The 19,543-nt window shown below is 63.6% G+C and carries 21 protein-coding genes; 16 read left to right on the forward strand and 5 right to left on the reverse strand.

The window, feature by feature from the left end:
- Window positions 1-31: 31 nt before the first annotated feature.
- Entirely contained in the window at window positions 32-1,522 is a 1,491-nt protein-coding gene (locus tag NVV79_RS19895; RefSeq protein ID WP_303993157.1) for an MDR family MFS transporter, read from the reverse strand.
- Between the two features lie 450 nt (window positions 1,523-1,972).
- Here NVV79_RS19895 and NVV79_RS19900 point away from each other — a divergent pair, with 450 nt between their 5' ends.
- On the forward strand, window positions 1,973-3,121 hold the full coding sequence (locus tag NVV79_RS19900) for a PA0069 family radical SAM protein (protein ID WP_303993160.1): 1,149 nt from the start codon (window positions 1,973-1,975) through the stop codon (window positions 3,119-3,121).
- A gap of 89 nt (window positions 3,122-3,210) precedes the next feature.
- On the forward strand, window positions 3,211-4,086 hold the full coding sequence (locus NVV79_RS19905; protein ID WP_303993163.1) for a phosphotransferase family protein: 876 nt from the start codon (window positions 3,211-3,213) through the stop codon (window positions 4,084-4,086).
- Here the strand turns inward: NVV79_RS19905 and NVV79_RS19910 are convergent.
- Window positions 4,083-4,673: a hypothetical protein gene (locus tag NVV79_RS19910; protein ID WP_303993167.1), complete on the reverse strand. Its 591-nt coding sequence runs from the start codon at window positions 4,671-4,673 to the stop codon at window positions 4,083-4,085. The genes NVV79_RS19905 and NVV79_RS19910 overlap by 4 nt on opposite strands.
- 88 nt (window positions 4,674-4,761) lie before the next feature.
- On the opposite strand from NVV79_RS19910, the gene NVV79_RS19915 reads away from it, so the two are divergent.
- The 3 genes from NVV79_RS19915 (at window position 4,762) to NVV79_RS19925 (ending at window position 7,038) form a co-directional block, all read left to right on the forward strand.
- Window positions 4,762-5,118 (forward strand): DUF4180 domain-containing protein, encoded by a 357-nt coding sequence (locus NVV79_RS19915; RefSeq protein WP_303993170.1) that lies wholly within the window; start codon window positions 4,762-4,764, stop codon window positions 5,116-5,118.
- Window positions 5,119-5,149: 31 nt separating this feature from the next.
- The gene (locus NVV79_RS19920) at window positions 5,150-5,806 is read left to right on the forward strand and encodes a ribonuclease HII (protein ID WP_303993173.1); all 657 of its coding nucleotides are present in this window, start codon (window positions 5,150-5,152) and stop codon (window positions 5,804-5,806) included.
- Window positions 5,807-5,922: 116 nt separating this feature from the next.
- On the forward strand, window positions 5,923-7,038 hold the full coding sequence (locus NVV79_RS19925) for a site-specific DNA-methyltransferase (protein ID WP_303993226.1): 1,116 nt from the start codon (window positions 5,923-5,925) through the stop codon (window positions 7,036-7,038).
- Window positions 7,039-7,116: 78 nt separating this feature from the next.
- On the opposite strand, the gene NVV79_RS19930 is transcribed toward NVV79_RS19925, so the two are convergent.
- The 3 genes from NVV79_RS19930 to mutY form a co-directional block, all read right to left on the reverse strand.
- The gene (locus NVV79_RS19930; protein ID WP_303993229.1) at window positions 7,117-7,590 is read right to left on the reverse strand and encodes a VOC family protein; all 474 of its coding nucleotides are present in this window, start codon (window positions 7,588-7,590) and stop codon (window positions 7,117-7,119) included.
- 143 nt (window positions 7,591-7,733) lie between these two features.
- The gene (gene dapA / locus NVV79_RS19935) at window positions 7,734-8,633 is read right to left on the reverse strand and encodes a 4-hydroxy-tetrahydrodipicolinate synthase (protein WP_303993177.1); all 900 of its coding nucleotides are present in this window, start codon (window positions 8,631-8,633) and stop codon (window positions 7,734-7,736) included.
- A gap of 230 nt (window positions 8,634-8,863) precedes the next feature.
- Window positions 8,864-9,922, reverse strand: coding sequence for an A/G-specific adenine glycosylase (gene mutY, locus NVV79_RS19940; protein ID WP_303993181.1), 1,059 nt, complete (start codon window positions 9,920-9,922; stop codon window positions 8,864-8,866).
- A gap of 56 nt (window positions 9,923-9,978) precedes the next feature.
- Here mutY and NVV79_RS19945 point away from each other — a divergent pair, with 56 nt between their 5' ends.
- The 11 genes from NVV79_RS19945 to NVV79_RS19995 all read left to right on the forward strand — a co-directional run bounded on the left by NVV79_RS19945 (window position 9,979) and on the right by NVV79_RS19995 (window position 19,381).
- Window positions 9,979-10,491, forward strand: a complete 513-nt coding sequence (locus tag NVV79_RS19945; protein WP_303993184.1) for a DUF721 domain-containing protein — start codon at window positions 9,979-9,981, stop codon at window positions 10,489-10,491.
- A gap of 124 nt (window positions 10,492-10,615) precedes the next feature.
- The gene (locus NVV79_RS19950) at window positions 10,616-11,158 is read left to right on the forward strand and encodes a thioredoxin domain-containing protein (protein WP_303993186.1); all 543 of its coding nucleotides are present in this window, start codon (window positions 10,616-10,618) and stop codon (window positions 11,156-11,158) included.
- The gene (locus NVV79_RS19955; RefSeq protein WP_303993189.1) at window positions 11,136-11,354 is read left to right on the forward strand and encodes a thioredoxin domain-containing protein; all 219 of its coding nucleotides are present in this window, start codon (window positions 11,136-11,138) and stop codon (window positions 11,352-11,354) included. Before NVV79_RS19950 ends, NVV79_RS19955 begins: the two co-directional genes overlap by 23 nt.
- A 36-nt stretch (window positions 11,355-11,390) precedes the next feature.
- Complete coding sequence (locus tag NVV79_RS19960; RefSeq protein WP_303993192.1) at window positions 11,391-14,846, forward strand: chromosome segregation SMC family protein; 3,456 nt, start codon at window positions 11,391-11,393, stop codon at window positions 14,844-14,846.
- A gap of 81 nt (window positions 14,847-14,927) precedes the next feature.
- Window positions 14,928-15,356 carry an antitoxin Xre-like helix-turn-helix domain-containing protein gene (locus tag NVV79_RS19965; RefSeq protein WP_303993195.1) on the forward strand — a complete coding sequence of 143 codons (429 nt, stop codon included), beginning with the start codon at window positions 14,928-14,930 and terminating at the stop codon, window positions 15,354-15,356.
- A 57-nt stretch (window positions 15,357-15,413) separates the two neighbouring features.
- A complete protein-coding gene (locus tag NVV79_RS19970) occupies window positions 15,414-16,049 on the forward strand; it encodes an RES family NAD+ phosphorylase (RefSeq protein WP_303993197.1) in 636 nt (211 codons plus the stop codon).
- 667 nt (window positions 16,050-16,716) lie between these two features.
- Window positions 16,717-17,106 (forward strand): AtpZ/AtpI family protein, encoded by a 390-nt coding sequence (locus NVV79_RS19975; protein WP_303993200.1) that lies wholly within the window; start codon window positions 16,717-16,719, stop codon window positions 17,104-17,106.
- Window positions 17,107-17,123: 17 nt separating this feature from the next.
- Window positions 17,124-17,879: a F0F1 ATP synthase subunit A gene (locus tag NVV79_RS19980; protein ID WP_303993202.1), complete on the forward strand. Its 756-nt coding sequence runs from the start codon at window positions 17,124-17,126 to the stop codon at window positions 17,877-17,879.
- A gap of 66 nt (window positions 17,880-17,945) precedes the next feature.
- Window positions 17,946-18,173, forward strand: coding sequence for a F0F1 ATP synthase subunit C (locus NVV79_RS19985; protein ID WP_303993205.1), 228 nt, complete (start codon window positions 17,946-17,948; stop codon window positions 18,171-18,173).
- A 100-nt stretch (window positions 18,174-18,273) separates the two neighbouring features.
- On the forward strand, window positions 18,274-18,873 hold the full coding sequence (locus tag NVV79_RS19990; protein ID WP_303993209.1) for an ATP F0F1 synthase subunit B: 600 nt from the start codon (window positions 18,274-18,276) through the stop codon (window positions 18,871-18,873).
- Window positions 18,874-18,877: 4 nt separating this feature from the next.
- A complete protein-coding gene (locus tag NVV79_RS19995) occupies window positions 18,878-19,381 on the forward strand; it encodes an ATP F0F1 synthase subunit B (protein ID WP_303993212.1) in 504 nt (167 codons plus the stop codon).
- Window positions 19,382-19,543: the final 162 nt, after the last annotated feature.

The following is a 19,543-nucleotide window of genomic DNA, read 5'->3' on the forward strand; positions in this document are numbered from 1 at the left end:
GGCGCCGCTGCAGTTTGGGATGGGATTTGGTCTAGTGGCCGTGGCTCATGCCCGCATTGCCTTCCGGCTTGCGGATGAAGAAGGCCGCGACGATCGCGAAGAGCGAGATCACCGCGCCGACCAGGAAGGCCGAACGGATGCCGGCGGCCAAGGCTTCGACCGGGTCGAGTCCCTCACCCGCCAGAGCCGCCGTGCGGATGGTCATCAGCGCGATGAACAGCGCAATACCCGCAGCGCCGGCCAGTTGCTGCACCGAACCGAGGACGGCGGAGGCGTGCGAATAAAGCTCGCTACGCACCGAACCCATCGAGGAGGTGAATACCGGCGTGAAGATCAGCGACAGGCCGATGCTCAGCACGACATGGCCGGCCAGCAGCGCCCAGACCGAGGTATCCTGGCCCACCATGGTCAGCGCCCACAGCACGGCCGAGACCAGAATCGCGCCCGGCACGGCCAGCACCTGCGGACCGACACGGTCATAGAGACGGCCGACCACCGGACCCATCAGGCCCATGATGAGACCACCGGGCAGCAGCAGCAGACCGGTCTGCAGCGTATCAAGGCCGACCACCTGTACCGTATAGATCGGCAGCAGGATCACCGTACCGAACAGCGCCATCATGGCGACCAGCATCATGCTGACCGACACCGTATAGTTGCGCGACTGGAAGACGCGCAGATCGAGCAGCGCCTTGTTGTCCTGCTGCAGCCCAAGCTGCCGCCAGACGAAGGCGATCATGGCGACCACACCCACCACGATCGGCAGCCAGATCGGCATGGCGGTTGCCTCGCCGGGATGAGCGAAGCTCTCGCCGAAGCTGGACAGGCCATAGATCAGCCCGCCAAAGGCGAAAGCCGACAGGATGACCGAGAACACGTCGAGCGGCGCATAACGCGGCGTCGACACGTTCTGGATCTTGCGCCAGCCGAGCAGCAGCGCACCGATGGCGATCGGCAGCACCAGGATGAACATCCAGCGCCATTCGAGATTGGCCAGGATGAAGCCGCCAATGGTCGGGCCGATGGCCGGGGCCACCGACATGACGATGGAGATGTTGCCCATGGTCTTGCCGCGTGCTTCCGCAGGAACCAGCGTCATGACAGTGGTCATCAGCAGCGGCATCATGATGGCCGTGCCGACGGCCTGCACGACTCGGCCGGCGATCAGCAATTCGATGCCGGGCGACACAGCGCAGAGCAGCGTGCCCGCCGTGAAGATCGACATGGCGAGCAGGAAGATCGGCCGCGTATTAAGCCGCTGCAGCAGGAAGCCGGTCACCGGAATGACGACGGCCATGGTCAGCAGGAAGGCCGTGGTCAGCCACTGCGCGACGCTGGCAGCGACGCCCAGATCGGTCATCAGATGAGGAATGGCCACGCTCATGATGGTTTCGTTGAGAAACACCACGAAGGTGGAAACAAGCAGCAGGGCGATGACCAGCCTGTTGCGCGCGGCATCGCTCTGGACGACCGGCGGCGCGCCGATCAGGTCCGCGTCGAATGTGGTTGCGTCGTTACTCATGGTGTTTTCCTTGAAACTGGAATTGCCTTGTCAGCGGGACGACGGGTGGCGTCGCTGGATTTCGACGTCACCTTGAAAAGATTCCGCGACAGCCCCTGTCAGCAGCATCTTCGTTAAGCAATAGCTTTAGTAATTCATTCGCCCGCCAGAGGTCAACGCTAAATCTTTCGCTTAAGCATTAAGCAACCGAAATGATCCGCAGGCGAAGGGAGGGCGTATCTAGGCTCATCAGGGGTCGAGGTCCACCCGCATAAACGCAATTCTGCCTTGCAAAATCGTGTTTTTGCCTCTTCAAGTCGGAGCCGGCGATACCCATTTAAGCGCCAGGCGGCGGGCCACTGCACTGCCTTCTGCGCATCATGTTCTTGTTTTGTTCCATTGGAACTGCTACATCTTCCAGACGTTCTGCAGTCACGATTCGACTGCGGTACGCCCGGCAGGAGATGTCTCATGGCCCTCTATCAGGCCCCTTCTTTCGAAGCACTGGAAAAGCTCAGCCGCAGCCGTGACGCCGATCTGGCGCGGCGCGAACTGCTCGATCCCGACCGTATTCGCGGTCGCGGGGCGCAGTCCAATCATACCGGGCGCTTCGAATGGCAGAAGCGCGAGGGATTCGATGACGGCTGGGACAATGTCGAACCGCTGTCGATCTTCGAGACGGTGGAGCATGTCGAACGCGCTAAGACCATCATCACCACAAATGACAGTCCCGATATCGGCTTCGAGCGCTCGATCAACGCCTATCGCGGCTGCGAACATGGCTGCTCGTATTGCTATGCAAGGCCGAGCCACGCCTTTCTCGGCCATTCGGCCGGCATCGAGTTCGAGCGCGACATCTATGTGAAGGTCAATGCCGTCGAGGCCTTGCGAGCCGAGATCGGCGCCAAGGGCTACAAGGCCAAGCCCATCGCCATGGGCACCAATACCGACCCCTACCAGCCGGCCGAGCGCAAGCACAAGCTGACGCGCGGCATTCTCGAAGTCATGCTCGAAACCCGCCACCCGGTGATGATAACCACCAAGTCGGCGCTGATCATCCGCGACCTCGATATCCTGACCGAGCTGGCCAAGCTGGGCCTGGTCAAGGTCGCCATTTCGATGACCTCGATGGATCACAAGCTCAGCCGCAAGATGGAACCGCGCGCCTCCTCGCCCGCCCGCCGGTTGGAGGCTATCCGCCTGCTCAGCGAGGCCGGCGTACCGGTCGCTGTCTTCGCCTCGCCGATGATCCCTGCCATCAACGACATGGAGCTGGAGCGCATTCTCGATGCCGCCGCCGCCCAGGGCGCCAAGAGCGCCTCGATGGTGCTGCTCCGCCTGCCGGGCGAGGTGCGCGACGTGTTCCGCGAGTGGCTGCTGCGCCATTTCCCCGACCGGGTGCGTCACGTGTTGTCGCTGGTGCGCGACACGCGCGGCGGCAAGGACTACGATTCTCGCTTCGGCACTCGCATGACCGGCGAAGGCCCCTATGCCACCCTGCTCCGCCAACGCCTCGACAAGGCGCGGGAGCGCTATGGGCTGGATGCCAAATTGCCCGGCCTGCGCAACGACCTGTTCGTCGCCCCGAAGCTCGAAGAGCGGCAGATGAGCCTGTTCTAGGGGGTCGAAGGCTTCCAGAACGAGGATATGGCCGCTAGAATCCGGTGAATAGCGGCGGCAAACCGGCTGCCCGTCAACCGGAGCCAGGCATGCCGGCATCGGAATTCGCCCTCGACGGGCTGAGAGATATCATTGTCGATCGGTTTCCGGAGCTGGCGGATGAGCACTTCACCATGCTCTCGGAAGGCTGGGACAGTGTCGCAGTCGATGTCGGCGACCGGACAATCTTCAAGTTTCCGCGTCACCCCCAGGGCGAGGCGGCTTTGCGCCGCGAGGTGGCGATCCTGGGGCCGGTCGGCGCGACGGTCAGCATGCGCGTGCCGGTGCTGGAACTGTTCGAGACACCGCGAACCTTTTCGCGGCACGACAAGATTCCCGGCGAACACCTGGTCACCGCCCAATATGATGCGCTGGATGAACGCTCACGGCAAAGGCTAGGCGAAACGCTGGGCCAGTTCTATGCCGAATTGCACAGTATCGATCTTGCCATCACCACCGCAGCCGGCGCATTGCCGGTGGAGACATGGCCCGGCGCGGACGAAATCCTGCGGCGTATCCAGCCAGTGCTGCCCCAGGCACTGCGGCCATTCGCCGAAACCACCATGGCGCGCTGGGCCGAGCTGACGCAGGAGCCTTTGGGCATGACCTATGGCTTCTTCGATGGCCATGGCTGGAACATGGCGTTCGACCATGCCGCAGGCCGGCTCAACGGCATCTACGACTTTGCCGATTCCGGCATCGGGCCACGGCATCAGGAGTTCATCTATTCGAACCTGATCTCGGCCGATCTCACGGCGCGCATCATCACGGCCTATGAAGGCCATAGCGGCCACACCATCGACCGCGATCGCGTCGAGTTGCTGACGGCAGTGCATCGACTATGGGAACTGGCGATGGAAGCCCATCTGCCGGCACATATCGATGGGTTGCTGGCGGTGCTGTGGGCCTGGGCCGAGCGGCCCTAATACTGCGCCACCCGGCGCGCATAGGTAGCCATGAAGTCCAGCGAGGCGATGACGCCGCGCAATGAGAGCCGCACCTGCTTGCTGGCCTCGGCGCCACCGGTCAGCGGCACAGTGAGCAACAGGGCGTTGCGCTCCTTCATCCGCTCGATCAGCACCGCCTTGCGACCGGGATCGGCCACGAAATACTGGTTGGTGGTGTTGTACCGCGTCTCCAGATCCTGCGTGAAGCTGAACGCTTCGGGAGCCTCGCGGCCAAAGGCCAGGATCAGCGGCCGGCTGGGATCGACCGCGACACCGTCGGCCGCCACTGATATGGCCAGGTCGAGTTCGCCATTGAGCCGGTTGCGGAACAAGGTGAGCTTGTAGGCCGGCAGGTTGGCGCTGTTCAGCTCCTGGCTGCCCGTGCTGGCGAAGCAGGAAAAGCCGTAATAGTCGGTCGCGCTCTCATTGATAATATCGGGACAGGCCGCCAGCCAGTCGCGATGATATTCCCGCCATTCGCCGAATGAATGATGGAACGGCTCGGCCGCCGCCGGCAGGCAGGATGCGAGAAGAACAATAAAGACGCTGCCGATCCTGGCGATCATCGAAGTCTCTTTGCTGGCGCCTCCCGACGGAAGCGATTATAGCAACCGGCCCTGGCCCGGCACAGGGCTAAATCACGGAGAGATCATCATGAATATCGTCAGGCACAAGGGGCTCACCATCTGCGAATTGCCACTGCATGGTGGCCTGCTGGGCGGCGATCTCACCGGGCCCGACCTGATCGGGGAGGCCTATGAGGCGGACCCCGATATCATTGTCGTGCCGATTTCCCGCCTCGCCCCCGGCTTCCTCGATCTCAGCACGCGCATTGCCGGCGAAGTGTTCCAGAAGATGGAGCAATATGGCCGGCGACTGGTCATCCAGGGCGACATCGCCAAGGAAGTTGCCGCCAGCAAGGCGCTGCACGATTTCGTCTATGAGACCAACCGGCGCGGCCACCACCTGTTCGTGCCCGATCACGAAAGCCTCATCGCGCGCCTCGGTTGACTTGTCGCGTGGCGGGCGGATGCTTGGAGCCATGCTGTTCGATTCGTCCATCCAGACCGAGCCCGACTATAGCCATGAGCGCGAGCTCATGGCGCGCGGTGCCCGCGTCGTTGCCGGCGTCGATGAGGCCGGCCGCGGCCCACTGGCCGGGCCGGTTGTCGTCTCGGCTGTGGTGCTCGACGCCAGCGCCATTCCGCCCGGGCTCAACGATTCCAAGAAACTGACCGAAGAGCAGCGCGAATTGCTGTTCGAGCAGGTCATGGCCACGGCACTGGCCGTGTCGGTGGTGGTCGCTCCGCCCTCCATCATCCTCTCGCGCAATATCCGCGGCGCCACGCTCTGGGCCATGGCCCAATCGGCCTGCAGTCTCGGCCTCCGCCCCGACCGTGTTTTGATCGATGGCCGCGACGTACCGATGGGCCTGCCCTGCGAGGGCCTGGCGCTGATTGGTGGCGATGGGCGCAGCGTGTCCATTGCTGCCGCCTCCATCGTTGCCAAGGTCACGCGTGACCGCATGTGCCGGATCATGGACTGCGACGCCCCGCATTTCGGCTTTGCCGGCCACAAGGGCTATTCCACGCCCCAGCATATGCGCGCTTTGGTCGAACACGGCCCCTGCCGCCACCACCGCGAGGAATTCGCCCCGGTGGCCGAAGCCTGGGAGCGCGTGCGGGGCAAGGTGGCCTGAACCACCACACTTTAACCTCCCGCTAACCCCTTAAAAACGCTCCATTAACCCTGCCCGGCCTATAACGGGCTGGTTAGTACTGCGTTAGGGTTAAGTGTATGTTGCGTACCGCGCGTATGGCTCCAGAGGCCACTGCGGAAGAGGCATCGCGCCTCCCGATCGATACCATTCTCGTGGGCGATTGCATCGACCACATGAATGCCCTGCCGGCCGGCTCGGTCGATCTCATCTTTGCCGATCCGCCGTATAACCTGCAGCTCGACCAGGGCCTCACCCGCCCCGACCAGAGCAAGGTCGATGCGGTCGATGACGACTGGGACAAGTTCGACAGCTTCGCCCATTACGACGTCTTTACCCGCGCCTGGCTCAAGGCGGCGCGCCGGGTGCTCAAGCCCGATGGCGCCCTCTGGGTCATCGGCAGCTATCACAACATTTTCCGCGTCGGCACGGCGCTCCAGGATCTCGATTTCTGGATGCTCAACGACATCGTCTGGCGCAAGGCCAATCCGATGCCGAATTTCCGCGGCACCCGCTTCACCAATGCGCATGAAACCCTGATCTGGGCCGCCCGCAGCCAGAAGAGCCGCGTCACCTTCAACTATGAAGCCATGAAGCTGGCCAATGACGACACGCAGATGCGCAGCGACTGGCTGTTCCCCATCTGCACCGGGGCCGAACGGCTCAAGGGTGAGGACGACGAGAAGGTCCATCCCACCCAGAAGCCGGAAGCCCTGCTGTTCCGCATCCTCAATGCCACGACAAAACCCGGCGATATCGTGCTCGACCCCTTCTTCGGCACCGGCACGACGGGCGCAGTGGCGCGCAAGCTGGGCCGACATTTCATCGGCATCGAGCGCGAGCAGACCTATATCAACGCCGCGCTCAAGCGTATCGCCTCCATTCGCCCCGGCGTGTTCGAGGCGCTGCAATCGGTCACCCCGAAGCGCAAGGAAGCCCGCATTCCCTTTGGTTCGCTGGTCGAGCAGGGGCTTATTGATCCGGGCACGCAACTCTTCGACTTAACGAAACGTTACTCCGCCATGGTTCGCGCAGACGGTTCCCTCGTCTCGGGCACCCATCAGGGCTCCATCCACAAGGTTGGTGCTTTGGTTCAGGGTGCAGAGGCATGCAACGGGTGGACTTTCTGGCACCACGAGCAATCCGGCCGGATGGAGCCCATCGACACGTTGAGGACCGACATCCGTCAAAAACTTGATTTGCTTTCTGCCTGATCCTGACCTCCAATCACGTCTCAGGCTCTACTAACTGGCCGCCGGTTTGCCCCGGCGGCCTTTTTGTTTGGGCGCCGGTCAGCCCCGCCGGGCCGCTTCGATTGCCGCGACGTCGATCTTCTTCATTTTCATCATGGCGTCGAAAGCGCGCTTGGCTTCACCGCCGCCGGCCGCCATCGCTTCGGTCAGGGCACGCGGCGTAATCTGCCAGGAAACGCCCCATTTGTCCTTGCACCAGCCGCAGAAGCTTTCCTCGCCGCCATTGCCGACGATGGCGTTCCAGTAGCGGTCGGTCTCCTCCTGATCGTCCGTGGAGATCTGGAACGAAAACGCTTCACTATGCTTGAATTCAGGCCCGCCATTGAGCCCGATGCACGGAATGCCGGCGACGATGAAATCGACGGTCAGCACTTCACCTTGCTTGTTGGAGGGGTTGTCGCTGGGCGCAGCGTAGACGGTGCCAACCGAGCTGTCTGGAAAGGTCGCGGCATAGAAACGAGCTGCGGCCTCGGCGTCCTTGTCGTACCATATGCAGATTGTGTTCTTGGCAATGTCCATTGCTCTGTCCTTTCGCATCCGCGGCGATCATGGCCGGATCATCGGGTTTCGGCTTGAAGGGCACATATCAAAATGCGCTCACGTCATATGACGTTCCGGCGCCGACGCGCGCGACAGACGGATTCACTTTTCTTGCCCTATCGCCTTTCTTGCCCTATCGCCCGCTCGATCCTGTTCGCCAGACCCTCGCTCACCGGCACCATGGGCAGCCGCATTTCCGGGCTGTCGATCAGCCCCTCCCGCCATAGCCAGTGCTTGATGGCGCCGGGACTGGGTTCGGCAAAAAGCAGGCGCGGGATATCGGCCAGTTGCTGCCAGCGGGCCAGCGCACCGGACTGATCATTGGCCAGCAGCTTGCTGCGGATGGCGGCGAACATCCTCGTCCGCACGTGGGCCGAAGCCAGGATTGCGCCGTCTGCACCCTGCGTCAGGGCCGCATAATAAAAGGCATCCTCGCCAGTCAACACGGCAAAACCGGCCGGCTTCCGCCGCACCAGGTCGAAGCTCTGCGCCGGGTCGGCGCAGCAATCCTTGACGCCGACGATATTGGGGCATTCGGCCAGTCGCAGCATGGTCTCGTTGCCGAGATTGACACCGGTGCGATAGGGAATGTTGTAGATGATGATGGGCCTGTCCGTGTTCCCGGCCAGTGCCGAGAAATGCCGGAACAACCCTTCCTGCGACGGACGCGTGTAATAGGGACAGGCGATCAGGTAGCCATCCATGCCCCATTCCGCGCTCCGCTCCAGCGCCTTGCCGCCCTTGCGCGTGTCGGCGCCGGAAATCCCCAGATAGATCGGAATGCGCCGCTCCGACGTGTCGAGCGCGGCCCGCGTCACCGACACCAGAAGCTGCGTTTCCGCATCGTCCAGCGACAGGCCCTCGCCTGTCGTAGCCCCGAGGATCAGCCCATCGATCGGCTCGGCGGCATAGTGCGCGACGAGCCGACGCAGCGATGTCTCATCGAGCGCGCCATCGCGAAATGGCGTGATCAGCGGCAGCCAGAGGCCGCACAATGTGGGTTCGTTGGTTTCCATGGTCATCTCCTTTGGGCCGGAGACGGAGCGCACATAAAAAGCCCCGACGAAACCGGCGGGGTCTTTCTGATCCGAATGCTTGCTAAAAACTGCGCGCGACGACCATCAGCCCCTGTGCGAGGCTTTTTTCGAGGTCGCGGACGTGTTGCGGCGGCAATTCATGGCGCCAGCGTCGGGGATGACGCGCCTGTTGTCAATGCCGAAGCCGGCGGGGCGCCACGCGTCGCGGCCTAATCCAGCCCGGCCTCGGCCAGCACCTTGCGAAACAGTGTCGGCAGGGCCTCGCCCTTGAGCGCCCGGCGCTCCGCCCACCAGCCGCCATCGAGCCCGTCGGGAATAACCGTCGCCGACCACACTTCCAGCTCCAGCCGGAAATGGGTGAAGACATGCACGACTTGCCCCCGGTGCCGCCAATCTGCCTCGGCAGGATATTCGGCATCCGGCAGCACCGTAGCCCAATCCGAACCCGGCACTTCGGTCATGCCGCCGAGCAGGCCCTTTTCCGGCCGGCTTTGCAGGTAGACGTCGCCATCAGCATCCAGCATCACATAGGCATGCCCCTTGCGCACGGGGCGCTCGGCCTTGACGGGTTTGAGCGGATAGCGCGTTGGATCGCCTTCCCTGGTCGCCGGGCATCCGGGCTGGATCGGACACAGCATGCAGGCTGCCATGCGGGGCGCGCAGATCGTGGCACCCAGATCCATCATGGCCTGGGCGAAATCCCCTGCCCTAGATGGCACCGAAGCCTGCAACGCGGCCCGCAACTCTTCCTTGGCCTCGCGCACCGGCACGGGCAGTGCGTAATAGCGCGCCAATACCCGGTCGAGATTGCCATCGAGCACCGCCACGCGCTCGTCAAAACAGATGGCGGCGATGGCGGCGCTGGTATAGGCGCCCACGCCTGGCAGAGTTTGCAAGCCGGCCGATGACTGCGGAAATACGCCGTCATGCTCGCGCACCACGGCCTGGGCGCAGGCATGCAGGTTGCGCGCCCGCGCATAATAACCCAGCCCGGCCCACTCCTTGAGCACGCTGTCGAGCGGCGCGGCGGCGAGATCGAACACGGTCGGCCACAGGCTGGTGAAGCGCAGGAAGTAATTCTTCACCGCCGCAACCGTGGTCTGCTGCAGCATCACCTCGCTCAACCAGACCCGATAAGGATCAGGCCTGATGCCTCGCGCCCGATCCGCCGGCGCCACGCGCCAGGGTAGGTCGCGGGCATGGCGATCATACCAGGCAAGCACGGCCGGAGCATCGATAGGGGCGGGATCGGAGAGGTACATGTGCATCGGATACCCCTACCTCACCTCTTCCCACAAGAGCGGCATGGGGCTACTCCATCCTCATGGCCAAGGACGACCTTCCCGAACCGAAACGCCGCAACAAGACCATGTCCGTCGCCGATGTGCTCGGCGGTGCGCTTGATCCTGTGCTGAAAAAGCGCGGCTTTGCCAGCCGGGATATCATCACCCACTGGGGCGCCATGGCGCCCCAGCCCTATGACACAGTGGCTATTCCCGACAAGCTGACCTGGCCGCGCGGCGAGCGCAGCGCCGAGGGCGCCACGCTGCTGTTGCGCTGCGTGCCCGGCCATGCGCTGGCCATTGCGCATGAAGGCCCGCGCATCGCCGCCGCGGTCAACCGCTATTTCGGTTTCGTGCTGGTGGGGGCTGTCAAACTCTCTGCCGAGCCGTTCACACCGGGTTCAGGCCAGAAGGCGCAGAAGATCGATCAACCGAGCCAGAGCGCCATTGCAAAGGTCGGGGCCCAGGTGGCCGATGTGACAGATGATGATCTGAGGGAAGCGTTGCGGACACTGGGTCACGCGCTCTCCAGCAGATCCCGTGGAGCCAGATAGGTCGGGCAGGCATCACCTATCTGACAATGCAACCGGAGCGTTCACCGTAGGTTGATGAATGTGCCCACTTGCCCACACAATTGCCCCGTGTAGTGTCGCCCACATCAAAACAGGAGCGTTAGCCGTGAAATTCAACCGCCGTGACACCCTTATCCTGGCCGCTGCCGCATCGGCTTTGAGCCTGTGCGGGGTCGCCACCGCCAATGCGGCCGAAGGCGATATGATCGACATCGCCAAGCTGATGGCGCCCGCCGGCGGCGTGGCGGACCATGTGCTGGGCAGCGAAACCGCGCCTGTCACGGTCATCGAATATGCCTCGCCGACCTGCCCGCATTGCGCGACCTTCTCCAACACCGTGCTGCCCAGCTTCGTGGAAGCCTATGTCGATACCGGCAAGGTCAAGCTGATCGTGCGCCCTTTCGTGCGCAATGTGCTGGATGCTGCCGTGTTCATGCTGGCCGAGGCTGCCGGCCCGACCAATTACCACAATGTGCTGGCGACCTATTTCAAGACGCAGACCAATTGGGCCGCATCGCAGACCCCGCGCGACGCCATTCTCGATATCGCCAAGCAGCTGGGCTTTACCCAGGAAACTTTTGATGCCGCATTGACAGAATCAGGAGCTGTTCACCGGGATGGAAGCCTTGCGCGAACAGGCGCTCGATGAATTCGGTCTGGCAGGCACCCCGACATTCTATGTCAACGGCAAGACACTCACTGGTGACAAGACGCTCGAGCAGCTCGCCGCTGAGATCGATCCGCTTATCCCTGCCGATTTCGCGCCAGTCGCTCCGGCTGCCGAAGTGCCTGCGACTGACGCCATGGCGCCCGCAACGGATGCGATGGCTCCTGCTGCGCAGTAACCTGCCTTTTGGCAGCGCTGCCCCGGTGGCGCTGCCATGAAATTCTCCCGCCTCAAGCTGCATGGCTTCAAGTCGTTCTGCGACGAAACCGTACTGGTCATGGAACCAGGGCTGACCGGCATTGTCGGGCCCAATGGCTGCGGCAAGTCCAATCTTGTCGAAGCCATGCGCTGGGTCATGGGCGAAAGCTCCTACAAGGCCATGCGCGCCTCGGGCATGGATGACGTGATCTTTTCGGGCTCCGGCAACCGCCCTGCCCGCAACTCGGCCGAAGTCACCCTCGTCCTCGATAATGCTGATCGTACCGCCCCCGCCGCGCTCAACAATGCCGACGTGCTGGAAGTCACCCGCCGCATCGAGCGCGAGGCCGGCTCGGTCTATCGCGTCAACGGCAAGGAAGTGCGCGCCCGCGACGTGCAATTGCTCTTTGCAGACGCGTCTACAGGCGCCCATTCGCCCGCCATGGTGCGGCAGGGCCAGATCGGCGAGCTGATCGCCGCCAAGCCCACTGCCCGGCGTGCCCTGCTCGAAGAAGCCGCCGGCATTTCCGGTCTCCATTCACGCCGCCACGAGGCCGAACTCCGCCTGCGCGGCGCCGAAGCCAATCTCGAACGCGTCGACGACATCATCGCCCAGGTCGAGACCCAGCTCGAAACCCTCAAGCGCCAGGCGCGGCTGGCCACGCGCTACCGCTCACTCTCGGGCGATATCCGCCGGGCAGAGGCGACGCTCTATCATATCCGCTGGGTTGCGGCCCGTTTCGCCGAGAAGGAGACCGAGGCGCAGCAGGCGATTCTCGTGCGCGAACTGGCCGACGCCACCCATCTCGAATTGCAGGCCCAGAAGCAGCTCGAAGCCGCCGACGCGGCCCTGCAACCGCTGCGCGACCGCGAAGCCGTCACTGGCGCCGTGTTGCAGCGCTACACGATCCATGCCGAACAGCTCGCCGAGGAAGCCCGCCGCGCCGACCAGCGCCGGGCCGAGCTGGAAGACCGCATCCGCCAGCTCGCCGCCGATGGCGTGCGCGAGCGCGAACTGGTCACCGAGGCCGAGGCCACGCTGGCTGCCTATGCCGAGGAGCAGGCCCGCCTTGCGGCCGAAGGCGAGGCCGCCCAGGCCGATTTCGACATTGCTCGCGCCGAAGCCGATGCGGCCCGCGCAGCGGTAGCAGGCGCCGAGATCGAAGCTCGTGCGGCATCCGATGCGCTGGCGCAGGTCCGCGCCCGCCGCGCCCAGGCGATCCGTTCGGCGCAGGATGCCATGGCGCGCATCAATCGCCTGACGCAGCAGGTCGCCGAGGTGGATAACGAGGCCCGCAGTGTCGCCGCCAGCCTCGATGCCGACGAAACGCTCAACCTCAAGCGCGCTGCGCTGACCGCCGCACAGGCCGCTGCCACGGCGGCCGAGCAGTCGGCCATGCTGGCCGAGGAAGCCGCCACCGAAGCGCAAGGCAAGCTCGATGCCGCCCGCCCGCGCCTCGCCGAAATCGACGCCGCGCTCAACCGCCTCGAAGCCGAAGCCGCCACTTTGGGCAAAATGCTCAATGTCGGCGCCAGCCTGTGGCCGGCCATTGTCGACCAGCTCAAGGTCACGCCCGGCTATGAAACCGCGCTCGGTGCGGCGCTCGGCGACGATCTCGAAGCCAGTTCCGATGCAGGGGCGCCCATGCATTGGTCGGTCCCTGTCGATCATACGGATGACGCCGCCCTGCCCCAGGGTGCCGAACCGCTCTCCCGCTACGTTACCGGCAGCCCGCTGCTCAAGCGCCGCCTCGACCAGATCGGGCTGATCGACGCCGCCGACGGTCCCGGCCTGACGCATGCGCTCAAGCCCGGTCAACGCCTGGTCACATCAGACGGCGCGCTGTGGCGCTGGGACGGTTTCGTCGCCGCCGCCGACGCCCCGAGCGCCGCCGCGCAGCGCCTCGCCCAGCGCAATCGCCTCGCCGATCTCGACGAGGAAATCGCCCGCGCCAAGGGCGAGCGCAATGCCTGGAAGCGTGATGTCGAGGCCCTGACCGCCATGCTCGAAACCGCCAGGCAGAATGAGCGCAGCTGCCGCGACGCCTGGCGCGCCGCCCAGCACGCCATCGGCGCCGCACAATCGGAAGTCGACAAGGCGCAGCGCGCCATCGGCGATCTCACTACGCGCCAATCGGCCCTCGAAGAGGCCCGCATACGCCTCGCCTCCAGCCTCAGCGAAGCCGAGGCCATCCGCGCCGATGCCGAGCAGGCCCTGGTCGAAGCCGGCACCGAGGATGATGCGGCGCGCCTTGCCGAGGCGCACCAATCCACCCTCACCACCGCCCGCGAGCGGGCCGATCAGGCCAGGCTCAAGCTGGGCAGTTTCGAGACGGCGGCCCGCATGCGCGAAAGCCGCCTCGCCCAGCTCGAGCGCGACGCACAAAGCTGGAACCGCCGCCGCGACGGTGCCCTGGCCCAGCTCTCGACGCTCGACCAGCGCAGCGCCGAAGTCAGCGCACAACTGGCCAGTGTCAGTGAGACTCCGGACGGTTTCGCCGCCCGCCGCGCCCAGCTCGAAGAGCAGATCGAGCAGGCGAAAATCGAGCACAAGGCGGCCGGCGACAGTCTCAATGTCGCCCAGGCCGGCTGGCGCGAGGCCGACAAGGCGCTCAAGACCGCCGGGGACCTGCTGGGCAATGCCCGGATCGAGCTCACCCGGATCGAGGAGCGCATCAAGGGTTTCATTGCCCAACGGCAGCAGATCGAGCGCCAGATCGAGGAAATCCTCGACATTCCCGCGAGCAAGACGCTGGAAGCCTCCGGCATTCGCGCTGGCGATCCCCTGCCCTCCGAGGCGGCCATCGAGCAGAAGGTCGACCGCCTCAAGGCCGAGCGCGAGCGCCTCGGCGGCGTCAATCTTTCCGCCGAAAAGGAAGCGGTCGAGGTCCAGGAAAAGCTCGACCTCATGATCAAGGACAAGGACGACCTGATCGAGGCCATCGCCAAGCTCAGGACCGGCATCCAGTCGCTCAATCGCGAAGGCCGCGCCCGTCTCAACGAGGCCTTCGTCAAGGTTAATGCGCATTTCCAGGAGCTGTTCACCACCCTGTTCGGTGGCGGCACGGCCGAACTCAGTTTCGTCGAAAGCGACGATCCGCTCGAAGCTGGGCTCGAAATCATCGCCCGCCCGCCCGGCAAGAAACCGCAGACCATGACTTTGCTGTCGGGCGGGGAGCAGGCGCTGACCGCGATGAGCCTGATCTTCGCCGTGTTCCTCACCAATCCGGCACCGATCTGCGTGCTCGACGAAGTCGATGCGCCGCTCGATGACGCCAATGTCGAACGCTTCTGCAACCTGCTCGATTCCATGCGCCAGCGCACCCAGACGCGTTTCATGGTCATCACCCACAATCCGATCACCATGAGCCGGGTTGACCGCCTGTTCGGCGTCACCATGGCCGAACGTGGCGTCAGCCAGTTGGTCTCGGTGGACCTGACCACAGCCGAGAGCTTCCGCGAAGCGAGCTAGCGACAATAGACACCGGTCTTGAATTCCTCGACACGCACCATCATTTGATGTATAAATCATACGTCATTTGAAGGAATTTCAATGCAAAGCGCGGTACAGTCAGTCCCAGATATTCCCGATCGCCAGGATTTTTCCCGTGATGCCGATCGCACGCGGCTGTCGAAGGTGGCCCTCAAGGCTTACCGGCGCCTGGTCGCGCAGTGGGGGCTGACAGGCCATCAGGCCGCCGCCCTGCTCGATGTGTCTGTTAGCACATGGGAGCGGCTGAAGCAGGACGAGAAGGGCAAGGCCCTGAGCCAGGACCAGATGACGCGCATTTCGGCGCTGGTCGGCGTGTTCAAGGGGCTACACCTGCTCTTCGCCGATGACATGGCCGATCGCTGGCCCAGCCTGGGGAACAAGGCACCACTCTTTGCGCGCATGAGCCCGATCGAGTCGATGATCAGGGGCGGCATCCCGCAAATGCTCGAAGTGCGCCGCTATGTGGATGCCGTGCGCGGGGGCCTTTAGTTGGAGGTCGACGGCGTTCCCGTCACGACCGAGGCGTTTCCCCGGACCGTGCGTCTGGTGACGACCGCGCGCCTGCGTGCGCCGGTGCTCATGCCGCTGGTGGACAATGAGGACGAGCTGGCTTTGCTCGGCGAAATCGAAGGCGCGACAAGCGCCCGGCTGATGGCGCAGGAGCGCGGCATATCGGGCCTCGCCGCCAATGAGCTCGTCTATGACGTGCCCCATGCCCATTTCATCAATGCGTCCTTTGCCTATGCCCGGCCGCAGCAGCCCAACCGTTTCAACGGCGCCAACCGCGGCGCCTGGTATGCGGCGCTGGCATTGGAAACCTGCCTGGCCGAGGTCGGCTTTCACCTGACCAACGCCCTGGCCGATGCCGGCGATTTCAATGCCGTGGTCGAATATGCCGAAATGTTCTGCAGCCTGGCCGGCGACTTTGTCGATCTGCGGCAACGACCGCAGCATCCCTCGCTGGGCGCCGACATCGCCATGGCCTATCCACTTGGCAATGTGCTCGCCGATCACGCCCGCGCCGAAGGCCTCAATGGCATCATCTACCCATCGGTCCGGCACCCTGATGGCACCTGTCTCGTGGCGCTACGCCCCGCCGCCGTGCAATCGGTGCGGCAGGGCGATGTCTACCGCATGATCTGGCGCGGCCAACCCGAGCCGATCATCGAGGGCCCGCTATAGGTCGATAGATCGGGGCCAAACACCCCCACCCTCATTCCCTCCCCACAAGGGGGAGGGAGGCGCATGACCGCATTCAGGGGTTTCGCACGATAGGTCCGTAGCCGCCGGCCAGGCTTCCCTCCCCCTTGTGGGGAGGGAATGAGGGTGGGGTACTAACAAGCACCGACTTATCCATCTTATCCCCTCCCCAAAAACCACGCGCATACTCCTCCCCATCACCCCGCGCGGCGGCCTGCAGGCGAACAGTGGCGTGGTGAGCCGGGTGGGGGCTTTGCCTCTCCCACAGGTCCGAGTCCAGGCGGAAGCGTGTGCGCGCGCCCCGTACAGTTCCAAAAACCGGCACCCCGAGGCGGTCAACGTCTCATTATTAAATTATTCAGGGGCGAAAGCCGTCTCGGGGTCCGCCCAGCTATCCGACAACCGCATCGCAGGCGGCACTTCAGCATGTCTTCGTGGACCAGAATCCCCCCTGTCCCGCCCCCACGCCGTCGCCACGGCCTGTGGACAGCATGCCGCACCCCTGCGACAAGCTGATTTCGCTTTACTTTTCAATGCCTTATGTGTGCTAACGCTATCTTGACACTCTCCAACCCCACCACTATGTTGCGCGCGACTTGAAAGGGCGTCTCGGAAACTCCGGGAAAAGGCCGGCCGAGGGAGCGAGCGGATGGTAAGACCGCAAGATGACCAGAGCCAGCCGGACAGCGCCAAGGGGGTGACGCGCGATCTCGCATCGCGCATTGCCTCGGCCAAACGGGAACGCGATATCGAGGCCAACAGAGCCTCGGCAAACGGTTCTCCGGAGATGACCGGCATGGGGCGCGGCGTGCGCATCGGCACCGAGTTCATCGCCGCGATCCTGGTGGGTGCCGTCATCGGCTATCTCATCGATCTTGGCCTGGGAACCAGACCCTGGGGAATGCTCATCATGTTCCTGGTGGGCTTCGCTGCTGGAATACTCAATGTCACCCGCGTGGTGACACAGATGAACAGGGCGGCGCCGCCGCCACCAGGTTCGGACCTCGGTCCGGATGTGGACGAAGAAGACGACAGGTAGACCATAGGGGTTTGGGCGTGGCCGATCCGAATAAAGTAGATCCGATCCACCAGTTCGCGATCACTGATGTCTTCTCGACCGGCGAGGGCGGGTTTGCCTTCACCAATTCAGCGCTGTTCATGGTGCTGACGGTGGGCCTCATCATCATCTATCTCGTCGGCTCGACGGCCGGCCGCAGCCTCATCCCGGGCCGCGCGCAGGTGGTTTCCGAGCTGCTCTACGACTTCGTGGCCAATATGGTCAGGGGTGCCGCCGGCACCGAAGGCATGAAGTTCTTCCCCTTCGTGTTCAGCCTCTTCATGTTCGTGCTGGTTGCCAACATGTTCGGCATGATCCCGTTCTTCTTCACGGTCACCAGCCACATCATCGTCACCTTCGCGCTGGCCATGCTGGTCTTCGTTGTCGTGATTGCTTATGGCTTCTACCGCAACGGCTTCAAGTTCCTGAAGCTGTTCGTGCCGGCCGGCGTGCCCGCCTATGTGCTGCCCATCGTGGTGCCGATCGAGATCGTTTCGTTTCTCTCGCGCCCGATCTCGCTCTCCGTGCGTCTCTTCGCCAATATCCTGGCGGGTCACATCACGCTCAAGGTGTTCGCGGGCTTCATCGTTTCGCTTGGCTCGCTGGGCGCTCTTGGTTTCCTCGGTGCCTCTTTGCCGTTGATCATGACTGTCGCCATCACGGCGCTGGAATTCCTCGTGGCGGCGCTGCAGGCCTATGTGTTTGCCGTGCTGACCTCGATGTACATCAATGATGCGATCCATCCGTCGCATTAATTCGACCGGTTCACAGTGAGACGGCGGTGAGCGTCGTCAATCGGTCCCTAACAGGAGCAGACTATAATGGAAGCTGAAGCAGCGAAGTTTATTGGTGCGGGTATCGCCGCAGTGGGTATGGCCGGCGCCGCCATGGGCGTGGGCAACATTTTCGGCAGCTTCCTGTCGGGTGCCCTGCGCAACCCCTCGGCTGCTCAGAGCCAGTTCGGTAACCTGATCTTCGGTTTCGCCGTGACCGAAGCTCTGGGCATCTTCTCGTTCCTGATCGCCCTGCTGCTGTTGTTCGCGGTCTGATTTTCCGCGACCCAGTCGAAGCGGCGGCCGGGAGGATTTTCCTTCGGGCTGCCGCTTCCTTATTCGGCTTTCGGGCCTGCTGCTTTATGGGTAGATCAATATGGAAACCGAAACTCCAGTAGCAATCGATGGTGCCGAGCACATCGATGCCTCCGCCGAAGGCGGCGAAGTCCATGCTACGACCGAGGCGCATGGCGGCGAAGAGCATTCCGGCGTGTTTCCGCCGTTCGATCCTTCGACCTTCGGGCCCCAGTTGATCTGGCTGGCGCTGGCTTTTGCCGTCCTCTACTTCACCATGAGCCGGCTGGCTTTGCCGCGCATCGGCGGTATTCTCGCTGATCGCAAGTCGCGCATCGATGGCGATCTGGCCGCCGCGGATAGCGCAAGGCAGAAGACCGACGCGGCGATCGCCGCTTATGAAGAGGCTCTGGCCACGGCACGGCAGAAGTCCCAGGCCATTGCCGAGGAAACCCGTGCCGGCATCCAGGCCGATATCGACGCCAAGCGCAAGGCCGTCGAAACCGATCTTTCCGCCAAGGTCGCCGCTGCCGAGACCAGCATCCAGGCTACCAAGGCCGAAGCGCTGGGCCACGTTGCCGAAATTGCCGCCGACACGGTGCAGGCACTGGTCAAGCAACTGACCGGCTCGGCCACTGCCGACGAGGCCCGCAAGGCCGTCGCCGCCGCGGCCAAGGAGTAAACAGATGGATTTCTCATCTATCGACGCCACCACCTGGGCCACGATCTGGGCGACCATTTCGCTGGTTATCTTCATCGGTATCGTCATCTATTTCGGCGTGCCGAAGATGATCACCAAGATGCTCGACCAGCGCATCGCGCAGATCGAAACCGACCTGGCCGAAGCCAAACGCCTGCGTGAAGAAGCCGAAGCCCTGCTGGTCGAATATGAGCGCAAGCGCGTCAGCGCCGAGGGCGAGGCCGAAAGCATCGTCACCGCCGCCAGGGAAGAAGCCAAGCGCCTGGCCGACGACGCCAGCGTCAAGCTGGCCGACCTGATCGCCCGCCGGACCAAGGCCGTCGAGGACAAGATCGCCCAGGCCGAGGCTCAGGCACTCGGTGAAGTGCGCGCCAGCGCCGCCGAACTCACCGTCTCGGCTGCCCGCATCGTGCTGAACCAGCAGATGGCCAGCAAGGGTGACGACCTCGTCGCCAAGGCCATCGAGGATGTCGGCGCCAAGCTCAACTGAGCGGCAACGCAGAACAGATCAAAGGGCGGGCATTTATGCCCGCCCTTTTCGTTTGCGCTACAATCGCCGTCGAGCGCCGCAAGGGGACAAGCATAAAGGCACGTTGACGCGCCCCGGAATCTCGACCATGTTGCGGCCACTGCGGGAGAGATTGGATTTTCT

It is taken from the genome of Devosia ginsengisoli (genome assembly GCF_024707105.1).
GTDB classification, from domain to species: Bacteria; Pseudomonadota; Alphaproteobacteria; order Rhizobiales; family Devosiaceae; genus Devosia; species Devosia ginsengisoli_A.